Here is a 12,623-nt window from a genome sequence, read left to right as displayed (position 1 = left end):
GCGTTTTTGTAATGGCATCCCCTCATGAAGCACGGCGAAAATACTACCTATATGATAACGGGTTTTTTCTAAAAAAGCAATCTGTGGATCTGGGTCAGTTTACCAGGTAACAATTTTATCAATCAGCTCCCTCTGTTCATTGGATGTACGGTTAAGATAAATTCGGGTGGTCTCAATGCTGTCGTGTCCCATCAGGTCTGCCAGCAGGGAGATGTCATCAAATTTGCCAAGAAAATTTTTGGCAAACCGATGGCGGAAGGAGTGGGGATAGACTGTCTCCGGAGAGACTCCGTAGCGAAGCGCGAAGGCTTTTAGCTGGCTGCCAACCCCTCTGGGAGTAAGGGGTTTTCCCCGGCGGTTTAGAAAGAGAAAGCCAGTTTTGACGCCCTGAAGATGAAACCATTCCATTGCTTCCCTGCATAAAATTTTTGGAAAATAGATTCTTCGGATCTTTCCCCCTTTTGAGTAAAGATCCATATACTCAAGCGTCAAATGTTCCATTTTAATCTGTAGAAGTTCACTGACTCTGACTCCCGTGGCGGCCAGAAAACGCACCACAAAATACCAGAGCATATTACCGTCCCTCTTTAGCCCTTCTTTCATCCTTTGATAATCCTCCTGGGAAATCACATTATCCAGAAAAGGAGCCTGTTGCTCCTTCACGGTAGACAGCCGGAAATTGCATAAGGGATCCTCAGCCGGCAAATTCAGACTGTCAAGATAGCAGTTGATTCCATAAATCCGATTATTTACAGTAGAAGGTTTGTAAGTTTTCAGTAAATATCTTTTGAATTCCTTCAGATTGGGCAGATCTGTCTGGGGAAACAGGCTGAAAAAAAGCCGGCAGGCAGTCATACAGCTTGCAATGGTCTTTGGAGAGGCCTCCCGTTTTCTAAGATAATAATTAAAATTTTCCTGTGCTGGAAATTCAGGTTCCTTTGGATGTTCCATATATTCACGTCCTTTAAAGTATTACCAATCTACCACTTCATTAAAAATAGCAGCCTGTTCTGTACTAGATCTCCGAAGATAGATGCGGGTGGTTTCCAGACTGTCATGTCCAAGCAGATTCGACAACAAAGCAATATCGCCGCCCTTCTCAATAAAATTTTTCGCAAACCTGTGGCGAAAGGAGTGGGGGTACACCACCATTGGGTCCAACCCGTAGCGGCAGGCGTACATTTTCAGCTGTCCCCGGATTCCCGTCGCGGAGATTCCTTCTCCAAAACGGTTTAAAAACAGAGGACCAGATATCCTGTTTTCCTCCTTAAGCCAAATTAACGCCGGCTTTTGCAGAGAAACAGGTATATAAACTCTGCGCATCTTGTTGCCCTTAGAGTAAATATTTTTGTATCCTTTTTTCACATCCTCAGCCTGAAAGGTTACCAGCTCGCTGACACGGATGCCGGTGGCGGTAGTAAAACGGACAATAAAATAAAATGTATATTCCCCGTCTTCCCAAAGCCTTCGTTTCAGATATTCATAATCGGCCTGGCTGATAATGCGGTCCAGGTAGGTTTTTTGCTGAATCCGAACGGTTTTCATTTTGTAATCGCTGATTCCAAGAAACTGGAGATAGGAGTTCATGGCCCGAATCCTCAGGTTCACTGTCTGAGGACGATAGTGCTCCATCAGGTAAACCTTATAGAGATTCAGGGAAGTCAATGACAGCTGTTTATAAAATCCGAAAAACTGCCGGAGCCCGTAAAGATAGGAGTTAATCGTGTTGTCCGACATGTGATGTTCCATCAGATACTGGCGGTATTCGTTTTCAGAATGACTGAAATCCCAAGGATTTTCCAGGGTTTCATAGGAAAATTCTAACTCCGTCATAGCGGAATCCTCCTTTAGCAAAAATTTTAAAATATATTAGCACACATTTTAAAAAAAAGTAAATAGTCAAATTCTGGAAATTAATAAGATAAACCGTAAAACCAAATAGCTGTGTAGGCTTCTTGATTGAATAGACAAATAGAAAAATTATGTACAATATCTGCTCTACAAGTGAAAAAGTAGCGGCATAGGATTTGCATTATATCGTATGCCGCTTACCTTACATCGTCTTTGATTCTTTGCAGAGGCTGCTGTATGTCCATTTGCTTCAGCTTATTCTGTGGACAGAACTCCAGGACCCAGGTTTTTCTTGTTTGAATCAGCGGCTGGCTGACCATCCCACACACCGTTTTCATCCACATAATATCCATCTGGTGTTGTAGTATTCGTTACCATTCGGCCGCCTAAATTAAAATAATACCATTTTCCATCCGAATCCTGAATCCATGTAGATGCGGCATAGGAACCATTTTTTTTCAGATACCTCCATGTATCTCCATTCTGCTTCCAGCCTGGTATATAATTTGTGCGCTCGCCTTTTCCATTTACATAGATTCCGTCTGGTGTAATTGTATCCGCCAGCATAATGCCATCCTCATTCAGATAATACTGTTGTTCATCAACTGCCAGCCAGCTGTTGCTGATAAAGCTTCCATCCTGCTTTCTGTATTTCCACTGGCCATTTTCATTTACCCAGCCAGAGGTCACTGTTCCCTGATATGCTCCTGCGTCAGAGCCGTCTACATTGATGAGATACTTTCTTACCTCCGGTGGAAGAGAAGAAGCAGAAACGCCTGCCGGAAGATGAACTACGTCTATGTACCGCTCATTGCTGGAAAAATTTTTATTATTGGTAAGAAGAACAATGCGGGTTGCAGGCTGGCTGCCCTCAGGAAGAACAGACCAATTCTCCGGGATTCCCCATACTCCGTCTATATTAACTAATTCAGGCACCTGACCCCAGGGACGGGAATACATATTTGGGTTGAAGGTGTAAGCATAATCATAACCGCGGTTTAAAACCACATCCTTTTCAAGGATGGTATCTCCGCCGGACAAAATTGCAAAGGACTGACCGTTTCCACAGTCAACGGGCCTCCAGGAAAAAAGATAGGCTCCGCAATTTTCCATTGTGACAGTGGAAGGAGCAGCCATGGAAGCAAATACCGATGCTGCTGATAAGCTGAAGGCCAATAACAAAATAGCCAGATTTTTTTTGAACATCTTATTTTCCTCCTGGTATGATAGTTATAAAAGAAGCGCTGTGACTAATTAAAACTTAATCAGTCACAACGCTGTCCCCTAATTATTTAATACTGATTGTACGTATAAAGATTTAGTTTTCTACGTAAACGGCCTTGATACCAACGTTCTTTTCAACGAAATAGCGATAATCACTGCCATCTGTGTTCTTAGAATTGGTGTTGATAATCTTTCCTGAGGTATTTACCAAATAGTACTCCTTGTAAGAAGCGGCATCAACCTTGCCATCAGAGTTAAGAGCGCCGCCTGCAATATACAGCTCCTTAATATCATCTGCTTTCTTATTCAAACCAAGAGCCTTAAGAACAGCTGCTTTCTGATCCTCTGGAACTAATTTGAATCCGGCATTCTCCATAAACGCATCCGCGTCGTCAAACTTCTCATAAGTCTTAATGGTCTTACCATTTACATCCTCAATGTTCGTCTGCTTAACTACCTGATACTTCTCGTCAGAACCAGCTTTCAGCAGCATACCGGACTGATACAGCTTATCGTCCTTCTCACCGCTAAGACCTGCGCCCTTCTTGCTGCCGGATGTCTCAAAGTAGAAGTTAAACCTGTCGCCATCAATCTCAAGATTGGTCTTGTCTGTCTTCATAGAGCCATCCTCTTCGTTGCCGAAGTAATAGCAGTAGTAGCCCTTCTGCTCATACTTAGCAGCATTTGCAAGGAAGTCATCCTCTGTATCAAATGGTCCGAAATCAGCCTCGTCATTATCGTCATCCTTTACATCAAGGCTCTCACCGCTGTCGTTGATAAACTTCAGACCGTCAACCATACGGCCGTCATTTCTAAAGGCATACTTCTTGCCCTTGATGGTCTTAAACTCACCTGCGTACAGGTTGCCGCTGCCATCTGCGTAGTACCAGTGATCTTCGTCGTCATCATATCTGTCCTTGTCAAGATCCTCAGCAGGAACAACCTTGAACCATCCTTTGTTCAGTCTTGCTCCGTCCTCAGCGCTCTGGAACCATCTCCATGACTGAGTTACCTTTGCTGCCCTGGCATCTGTTGCAATATTCTCTGTTGCGATCTTATTATACTCTTCTGCATCACGAGACCACTCTGCGGTCATTGCGCCGTTCTCGTCAAAGGCATACTTCTTACCGTTGATGGTCTTTTCCTTCTGCTCATCACCTGAGTCGGCCTTTACCTTCTTACCGTTTGACTGGAAGTAGAACCAACGGGTCTGATCCTCATCCTCGTTAAATACAGGAGCAATGGTATTGTCGCTGGTAGCTGCCTCATAGGTAATATCCATTTGCAGCCAGCCCACAGTCATGGCTCCGTCGTCAGAGCCGCCAAAATAATAATCTCCTGTCAGGAAAGCATCGCCATCGGTATTGTCGATGTGCTCAGCGCTGTCAGCAGATACCCAGCCCCACAGCATTTTTCCTTCGTCATCAAAGGCATATTTCTTGCCATTAATTGTCTTTAATGCAACCTTGGAGTTATTTCCGTTTGTTAAGGCCTTACCATTTGCCTGGAAGTAATACCAGTTCTGATCTGGCTCGTCATTATCGCCGGCATCCTCGTTCTCAATGGCTACCCACTGGTTGGAGGCCATAACGCCATTCGCATCTACATAGTAGTAGTTATCGCCGTCTTCAATCAGGGTATCAACCGCCATCTCGCCGTCACTGTTCAGATAATACCAGTTATTGCCGGACTTAGCCCACTTATCGGTTGCCCTCTCGCCATCTCGGGTATAATATACCCAGGTTCCATCTTCCTCGGCCCAGCCCTGAGCTGCGAAGGATGTCATGGATGCACCGATAGCGAGAAGCGCTGCTGTAGATAATACAGCAACTAATTTTGTCTGCTTTCTCATAATTAATGCACTCTCCTTTTTCTTTTAAATACTTTTTGAAATTCCTAATTGCATTACGAGTTGATTATACTTCGGATAAGGAAAATTATAGACAGTTAGGATAGGAGAGGGTGGCATCGGAGAAGGCAAAAAAGGCCCCTCCGCGCATAAGACATGCGCAGAGAAAGCCCTTTTGTTACAGGCGCCGGCCTATTTTATTTATAGCTCTGGACGAAGAAAAAACCGCCGGGCATTACGCACAGCGGACAAATACTTGAGGGGGGCCGGACAGATTGCTCTGTCCGGTATGAGTATGAAAAAGCTTTGTGATTTCAAGTCATCACTTGAAACAAAGGCCTCGTCCACCTTTCGGTGAACTTGCTATTATCATACGGAGTAAATGTGTCAAAAATATGTCTACAGCATAAAAAAAACCTAAAGAAAATAAAAAAGAAAAAAACCCCTTTGAAAACTTTGCAATATTGTATATAATAAAGGCAATGCTTTATAGAAGAAAAACCACAGGGTTTAGGCGCCTGTTTCGGGTGCGGATAGCGAGGAGGAACCATTTTTATGTTTTCAATGATGTCCAATGATATTGGAATTGATTTAGGAACAGCCAGTATCCTGGTATACATTAAGGGTAAAGGCGTTGTATTAAAGGAACCGTCTGTAGTAGCCATAGATCGTGATACAAACAAAATCATGGCAATCGGCGAGGAGGCCCGTCTCATGATTGGACGAACTCCCGGAAATATCGTGGCGGTCCGCCCCCTGCGCCAGGGCGTTATCTCCGATTACACAATAACTGAGAAGATGCTGAAATATTTTATCAGTAAGGCAGTGGGAAAGAAAACTCTCCGCAAGCCAAGAATCAGCGTGTGCATACCCAGCGGCGCTACCGAGGTGGAGAAAAAAGCGGTTGAAGACGCCACCTATCAGGCTGGGGCCAGAGAGGTTGCTATTATCGAGGAGCCAGTGGCTGCGGCCATTGGAGCCGGCATTGACATTGGCAAGGCCTGTGGTAATATGATTGTCGATATTGGCGGCGGTACGGCTGATATCGCAGTGATTTCTCTGGGAGGGCCTGTAGTAAGCACCTCTATCAAGATTGCCGGGGATGACTTTGACGAGGCCCTGGTTCGCTATATGAGAAAGAAGCACAATCTTCTGATCGGTGAGCGCACCGCGGAGGAAATCAAGATAAACATCGGCGCAGCCTATCGCAGGCCGGAGGTTCTGACCATGGAGGTAAGAGGACGCAACCTGGTAACAGGTCTGCCAAAGACCATCGTGGTTACTTCCGACGAAACTCTGGAAGCCTTAAGAGAACCCGCCCTTCAGATTGTGGACGCAGTTCACAATGTGCTAGAGCGTACTCCTCCGGAGCTGGCGGCAGATATTTTTGATCGGGGTATCGTTATGACGGGGGGAGGCTCCCTGTTAAGCGGCCTGGATGCTCTGATAGAGGAGAAGACCGGCATTACTACTATGATAGCGGAAGATCCGCTGACAGCCGTAGCTATAGGCACGGGCAAGTTTATCGAATTTGCCCACGGCATGAACCTGGCCATGGATCCGGCTGTGGGGGGCAGTACGAAAGAGGACTATTAAAAGAGAAGCCGGATATAAGCCCGGCCGGGAGGCTGAAAGGACAGGCTTCCGGCCGGGTTTTCACGAAGCATGGTAATTTACGGTTGGAGGTTACTGTGCCTGGGGATGATTCAGGCCCGTCCGGCAGAACGGAAGGAACATAGAAAGACAGTATGGCAACAATCACAGGCTTTATAGAGAAAATTAAATTCCGCAATGAGGCTAATGGCTACACTGTGCTCAGCGTTACGGATCAAATGGACGGTGAGGAAGTCATTATGGTGGGAAATCTGGCTTATGCCACAGAAGGTGATATGATCCAGGCCACAGGCATTATGAGTGAGCATCCGGTCTATGGAGAGCAGCTCCAAATCGAACGCTATGAGATAAAAGTGCCTCAGGACGAGCTGTCTATGGAGCGCTATCTTGGTTCCGGAGCCATCAAAGGGATTGGGGCTGCTTTGGCTGCTAGGATTGTCCGTCATTTTAAGGCTGATACCTTCCGCATTATGGAGGAGGAGCCGGAACGTCTTTCGGAGGTTAAGGGCATCAGCGAGAAGATGGCCATGGATATCGCCGGGCAGGTGGAGGAAAAGAAGGATATGCGTCAGGCCATGATGTTTTTGCAGAGCTATGGAATTACCATGAACCTGGCGGCCAGAATATATCAGGAGTATGGCCCGTCCCTCTACGGCGTCATCAAGGAGAATCCCTATCGCCTGGCTGACGACATTCCGGGAGTGGGCTTTAAGATGGCAGACGAGATAGCAGAGCGGGTAGGGATTTTTACAGATTCCGATTACCGCATCAAGGCGGGAATCCTCTATATTCTTCTTCAGGCCTCGGCAAATGGCCATACGTATCTGCCTCAGGAGGAGCTGCTTACCCAGGCCTCGGAACTGTTAAAGGTGGATTCTCAGGTGATGGAAAAACACCTTATGGATATGCAGATAGACCGCAAGCTGGTGGTAAAGGCGTCCTCTGGCTCCCAACTAGTCTATTCCTCCCAATATTATTATTTGGAGCTGAATACTGCCAGGATGCTGCACGATTTAAATATCCGGGGAGATATTCCTGAGACGGAAATCAAAGCAAACCTGGAAAAGATACAGAAGGAAGAAGCAATCTTTCTGGATCCGCTTCAGGAAAGAGCTATATACGAGGCGGTTAACAGCGGCCTTCTTGTGATTACCGGCGGCCCTGGCACGGGTAAGACCACTACCATCAACGCCATCATACGCTACTTTGAGATGGAATCCATGGAAATATTTCTGGCAGCCCCTACAGGACGGGCGGCCAAGCGTATGACGGAGGCTACCGGATATGAGGCCAGAACGATCCACCGTATGCTGGAGCTGGTTCCTGCCGGAATACCCGGCAGCGACAGCTCTGATATACATGGAGCAGGAATGGGTAAGCGGGGGACGGCCGGGATGCATTTTGACAGAAATGAGGAAAATCCTCTGGACGCAGATGTCATTATTATTGATGAGATGTCCATGGTGGATATAAGTCTTATGCATTCCCTTCTTAGAGCGGTAAACATAGGAACCAGGCTGATTCTGGTAGGTGACGTGGATCAGCTTCCCAGCGTAGGTCCTGGCAATGTGCTTCGGGATATCATTGATTCCGGCAGCTTCAATGTAGTAAAGCTGACACACATTTTCCGCCAGGCCGCACAAAGTGACATTATTGTCAATGCCCATAAGATCCATGCGGGGGAGCCAGTGGATCTGGCTAAGCGCAGCAGGGATTTTCTGTTTATCAGGCGGGATAACCCGGAGGCAGTTATAAGCGCCTCCATCACCCTGCTCCAGCAAAAGCTTCCTGGTTATGTTCATGCCCAGCCTTTTGATATTCAGGTTATGACTCCTATGCGCAAAGGCGTTCTGGGGGTAGAACGGCTGAATCAGGCGCTCCAGAAGCATCTCAACCCCCCGGACAAATCCAAAAAGGAAAAGGAAGCCGGGGGGACCATATACAGGGTAGGGGATAAGGTAATGCAGATTAAAAATAATTACCAAATGGAGTGGGAAGTCTGCAATCAATACGGAATCCCCGTGGATAAGGGCGCCGGTGTTTTCAATGGAGACGTGGGCGTCATCCGGGAGATGAATGAATATGCCGAGCTTCTTACCGTAGAGTTTGACGAGGGAAAGAGGGTCGAGTATAGCTTTAAGCAGCTGGAGGAGCTGGAATTGGCCTATGCCATTACCATCCACAAATCCCAGGGAAGCGAGTACCCAGCTGTTATTATCCCTATGTACAATGGCCCCCGTATGCTTATGACCCGCAATCTTATCTACACAGCAGTTACCCGTGCGCGATCCTGCGTTTGTCTGGTAGGACTGCCTGACGCTTTTCGCTCCATGGCCTCCAACTGTGCAGAACAAACACGCTATTCCGGGCTTAAAGCCCGAATCAAAGAAATCTATGACCAGGCTGAATCTCTGACATAAACACGATTTAGCCTGGAATCCGGCAGCTCTGCCTGTGATACCATTAAAATTTTAATTTACTCTATTTTTCATAGAAAGGATATGATGCATATGGCTACAAACCGCTTTCACAGACAGGCCGCAGGTATGCTCAGAGACATAAAAGCAGCAGCTCTTGATATCCTCTTTCCCCGCTGCTGTCCGGTCTGCTTTCAAATCATTCTTCCCAAAGGAGCGCTTATCTGTCCTGGCTGCATGAAAAAACTCTCATGGGTTCGCTCTCCTACCTGCAAAAAATGTGGAAAGGAGGTTATGAGCGACTCCATAGAATACTGCCTGGACTGCTCCAAAGGGCGCAGGAGCTTCGATTACGGAGTAGCCCTTTTTAATTACAACGAGGCTGCCAGCCGCTCCATTGCAGCCATCAAGTATAAAAATAAGCGAGAATATCTGGATTTTTACAGCGAAGCCATGTGCCGAAAGCTGGGAAAACGGCTTCTGTCCATGAACGCCGATGTGCTGGCGCCAGTCCCTGTCCATTCCTCTCGCCTGAAAATGAGAGGCTTCAATCAGGCTCAGGAGCTGGCCTGGCGTCTCTCTTTGGGCTTAGGGCTCCCCATGGACGCCTCCATTCTAAAGCGCAGCAGGAAAACGGTTCCTCAAAAGGCCTTAACCCCAGCAGACCGATTAAAAAATCTGGAGCAGGCATTCACTGCCGCTCCTATACCGGCCCATATACGCTCTGTCATTCTCATAGACGATATCTACACTACCGGCAGCACGATAGAAGCCTGCACCCGGGCTTTGCGGGCGGCAGGTGCGGATAGAGTATATTTTGCTGCTATTTTTATAGGAAGCGGACCGTAAACAAGAAATTTGTCCGGAACACTCCTGTGCCGGAAGTAGCAAAAGCATCATAAAAGACCTAAAAAACCTTGACTCCTCTGTATATCTGTGATATAGTAGACAGGCGAATGGAAGAGTTTAGGTCTTTTTTTTATGCTCAAAAATAAGGGCTAAGCGGCAAATGTGAACTACGATAATATAAGTGGAGGTGGAAGTCGTGCGCACAAAAATCACACTGGCATGCACAGAATGCAAGCAACGCAATTATAACATGACAAAGGATAAGAAAACCCATCCGGATCGCATGGAAACAAAGAAGTACTGCAGATTCTGTAAAAAGCACACTATGCATAAGGAAACAAAATAATCCTGCTCAGTAAAGGACGTGAACGTATGGAAGATAATACAGTAACAGCTGTAGAGCCCAAAGAGAAAACGGCCCAGACTGGCAAGGCAGTAAAGAAAGACAAGAAGGAGAAAAAGCCCGGCTTTTTTAAGGAACTCAAGAAGGAATTCAAAAAGGTTGTCTTTGCTGATAAGAAAACGGTGGCTAAGCAGACGGTAGCAGTCGTAACGATGTCCATTTTTATCGGCGCTTTAATTGCTGTTCTGGACTTCGTTTTAAAGTTTGGTTTGGGCTTTATTCTTTAATTCAGGAAGGCAGCGTAGCCGCTGTTCCATTTTGAACGTTGCATAAACTCAAAATGCGGATTTAATAATGGCGAGGGTGATTGTATGTCAGAAGCACATTGGTATGTAGTCCATACCTACTCAGGTTATGAGAACAAAGTCAAGGTCGATATTGAAAAGACAATCGAAAATAGAAACCTTCAGGATCAGATCCTGGAAGTGTCAGTTCCAATGCTCCCTGTTGTGGAGCTTAAGAACGGCGTGGAGAAGAAAGCCGATAAGAAGATGTTTCCGGGCTATGTGCTCATCAACATGGTCATGAATGATGATACATGGTATGTAGTGCGCAATACCCGTGGCGTTACGGGCTTTGTAGGTCCGGGCTCCAAACCGGTTCCTCTGACAGAAGAAGAGATGGCCAGCCTGGGCTTTATGAAAGAAGACGTCTTGGTCGATTTTGAAATAGGAGATACGGTGGTTGTTATCTCCGGTGCATGGAAGGATACTGTGGGAGCCATCAAGGCTATCAATGACAGTAAAAAAACCGTCACCATTAATGTAGAAATGTTCGGCCGTGAAACACCGGTTGAGCTTGGATTTGCCGAAGTCAAGAAGCTGTAGGCAAATTCAGTTGCAGCATAGGATATCAGCTTTTGCGGGGCAAAGGCTGGTGGGAGGGAGATTCCCGGCAATACCACATAATTTTAGGAGGTGCCTAAGATGGCAAAGAAAGTATCAGGATATATTAAATTACAGATTCCGGCTGGCAAGGCAACACCGGCTCCGCCAGTTGGACCAGCGCTTGGCCAGCACGGTGTTAATATCGTACAGTTTACCAAGGAGTTTAATGCGAGAACAGCAGACCAGGGAGATATGATTATCCCTGTGGTTATTACCGTATATGCGGACAGAAGCTTCAGCTTCATCACCAAGACGCCGCCGGCAGCTGTACTCATTAAGAAGGCCTGCAATATAAAGACTGCATCCGCAGTTCCTAACAAGAACAAGGTGGCGGTTCTTAAGAAGGCTGACCTTCAGAAAATTGCAGAAACGAAGATGCCGGATTTAAATGCCGCCAGCTTGGAGGCTGCTATGAGCATGATCGCCGGTACTGCAAGAAGTATGGGCGTTACTATTGAGGAATGACTGAAAACAGACTGGCAAGGGCTTTTTAAGCCTGGCGAACTGAAATCAGCCTGACCCTTGAGCAAGGTTTTAAGGCTGACGAAAGCATGGAACCGTTATATGAACGTGGGAGGGAGATTCCCCGTCAATACCACTAGGAGGTTAATAAGAATGAAATCAGGTAAAAGATATGCAGAGGCATTTAAAAATGTAGATCGTACTGCATTGTATGATGTTGCAGACGCTATTGCATTAGTGAAGAAAAACGCATCTGCAAAATTTGACGAGACTGTAGAGCTTCATATCAGAACCGGCTGTGATGGACGTCACGCTGATCAGCAAATCCGTGGCGCTGTTGTGCTGCCTCACGGTACAGGTAAGACCGTACGTATCTTAGTATTCGCAAAAGGGCCGAAGGCTGACGAGGCTCAGGCTGCAGGCGCTGACTACGTAGGAGCTGAGGAGTTAATTCCGAAGATCCAAAACGACGGATGGCTGGATTTCGACGTTGTAGTAGCGACCCCTGACATGATGGGCGTAGTTGGCCGGCTTGGCCGTGTGCTTGGACCAAAGGGCTTAATGCCAAACCCAAAGGCAGGCACTGTAACCATGGATGTGACCAAAGCCATAAACGATATTAAAGCCGGTAAGATTGAGTACAGACTTGACAAGACGAATATTATTCATGTGCCAGTAGGAAAGGCTTCTTTCACAGAGGAGCAGCTAGCGGACAACTTCCAGACGCTTATGGATGCAATTATTAAGGCTAAGCCAAGCACAGTTAAGGGCGCGTACCTTAAAAGCGTTGCTATGACCTCTACCATGGGGCCTGGCGTTAAGCTGAATGTAGCGAAGCTTGTGAACTAATAAATTGCCGATATAGAACTTGACATCAATCATACCCTATGGTATGATACCACAGTATTGAATGCCCTGAGACAGCAGGTACCGTAAGGTATAAGGCATATCGCCTGCCGAGGAACATACAAACTCTGACTGATTATGGTGAGATTTTGCGGCCTCTCTGTCCTTGCGGCAGAGGGCCTTTTATGTTTAAAAGATTCCATGCTATGACGGTTTTCAAT

At 46.5% G+C, this 12,623-nt stretch carries 12 protein-coding genes and 1 other annotated feature; of the genes, 8 read left to right on the top strand and 4 right to left on the bottom strand.

From position 1 onward, the window contains the following. Nucleotides 1–99: 99 nt before the first annotated feature. The 4 genes from FYJ39_RS09725 to FYJ39_RS09710 all read right to left on the bottom strand — a co-directional run bounded on the left by FYJ39_RS09725 (nucleotide 100) and on the right by FYJ39_RS09710 (nucleotide 4,927). A complete protein-coding gene (locus FYJ39_RS09725; RefSeq protein WP_154472270.1) occupies nucleotides 100–951 on the bottom strand; it encodes a tyrosine-type recombinase/integrase in 852 nt (283 codons plus the stop codon). A gap of 21 nt (nucleotides 952–972) precedes the next feature. After that, on the bottom strand, nucleotides 973–1,833 hold the full coding sequence (locus FYJ39_RS09720; RefSeq protein ID WP_154472269.1) for a tyrosine-type recombinase/integrase: 861 nt from the start codon (nucleotides 1,831–1,833) through the stop codon (nucleotides 973–975). Between the two features lie 273 nt (nucleotides 1,834–2,106). After that, nucleotides 2,107–3,057 (bottom strand): choline-binding protein, encoded by a 951-nt coding sequence (locus FYJ39_RS09715; protein ID WP_154472268.1) that lies wholly within the window; start codon nucleotides 3,055–3,057, stop codon nucleotides 2,107–2,109. 112 nt (nucleotides 3,058–3,169) lie between these two features. Next, nucleotides 3,170–4,927 carry an argininosuccinate lyase gene (locus FYJ39_RS09710; RefSeq protein WP_154472267.1) on the bottom strand — a complete coding sequence of 586 codons (1,758 nt, stop codon included), beginning with the start codon at nucleotides 4,925–4,927 and terminating at the stop codon, nucleotides 3,170–3,172. Nucleotides 4,928–5,488: 561 nt separating this feature from the next. Between FYJ39_RS09710 and mreB the strand changes: the two genes are divergently transcribed. The 8 genes from mreB to rplA all read left to right on the top strand — a co-directional run bounded on the left by mreB (nucleotide 5,489) and on the right by rplA (nucleotide 12,405). Beyond that, entirely contained in the window at nucleotides 5,489–6,520 is a 1,032-nt protein-coding gene (mreB, locus tag FYJ39_RS09705) for a rod shape-determining protein (protein WP_353847358.1), read from the top strand. Between the two features lie 152 nt (nucleotides 6,521–6,672). Further along, complete coding sequence (gene recD2, locus FYJ39_RS09700) at nucleotides 6,673–8,958, top strand: SF1B family DNA helicase RecD2 (RefSeq protein WP_154472265.1); 2,286 nt, start codon at nucleotides 6,673–6,675, stop codon at nucleotides 8,956–8,958. A gap of 90 nt (nucleotides 8,959–9,048) precedes the next feature. Beyond that, entirely contained in the window at nucleotides 9,049–9,804 is a 756-nt protein-coding gene (locus FYJ39_RS09695) for a ComF family protein (RefSeq protein ID WP_353847355.1), read from the top strand. A gap of 196 nt (nucleotides 9,805–10,000) precedes the next feature. Beyond that, nucleotides 10,001–10,150, top strand: coding sequence for a 50S ribosomal protein L33 (gene rpmG / locus FYJ39_RS09690; RefSeq protein ID WP_007038517.1), 150 nt, complete (start codon nucleotides 10,001–10,003; stop codon nucleotides 10,148–10,150). A 26-nt stretch (nucleotides 10,151–10,176) separates the two neighbouring features. Then, entirely contained in the window at nucleotides 10,177–10,434 is a 258-nt protein-coding gene (secE, locus tag FYJ39_RS09685) for a preprotein translocase subunit SecE (protein WP_154472264.1), read from the top strand. 84 nt (nucleotides 10,435–10,518) lie between these two features. Beyond that, on the top strand, nucleotides 10,519–11,034 hold the full coding sequence (nusG, locus tag FYJ39_RS09680; RefSeq protein ID WP_154472263.1) for a transcription termination/antitermination protein NusG: 516 nt from the start codon (nucleotides 10,519–10,521) through the stop codon (nucleotides 11,032–11,034). A 99-nt stretch (nucleotides 11,035–11,133) separates the two neighbouring features. Beyond that, nucleotides 11,134–11,559 carry a 50S ribosomal protein L11 gene (gene rplK, locus FYJ39_RS09675; protein WP_154472262.1) on the top strand — a complete coding sequence of 142 codons (426 nt, stop codon included), beginning with the start codon at nucleotides 11,134–11,136 and terminating at the stop codon, nucleotides 11,557–11,559. 150 nt (nucleotides 11,560–11,709) lie between these two features. Further along, on the top strand, nucleotides 11,710–12,405 hold the full coding sequence (gene rplA, locus FYJ39_RS09670; protein ID WP_154472261.1) for a 50S ribosomal protein L1: 696 nt from the start codon (nucleotides 11,710–11,712) through the stop codon (nucleotides 12,403–12,405). Nucleotides 12,406–12,452: 47 nt separating this feature from the next. Further along, nucleotides 12,453–12,597, top strand: a sequence feature (ribosomal protein L10 leader region). Nucleotides 12,598–12,623: the final 26 nt, after the last annotated feature.

Origin of the sequence: Clostridium porci (assembly GCF_009696375.1) — a bacterium.
Lineage (GTDB): Bacteria > Bacillota > Clostridia > Lachnospirales > Lachnospiraceae > Enterocloster > Enterocloster porci.
Note: the sequence above shows the minus strand (reverse complement) of the source record. Positions and strands in the feature narration are given on the sequence as shown.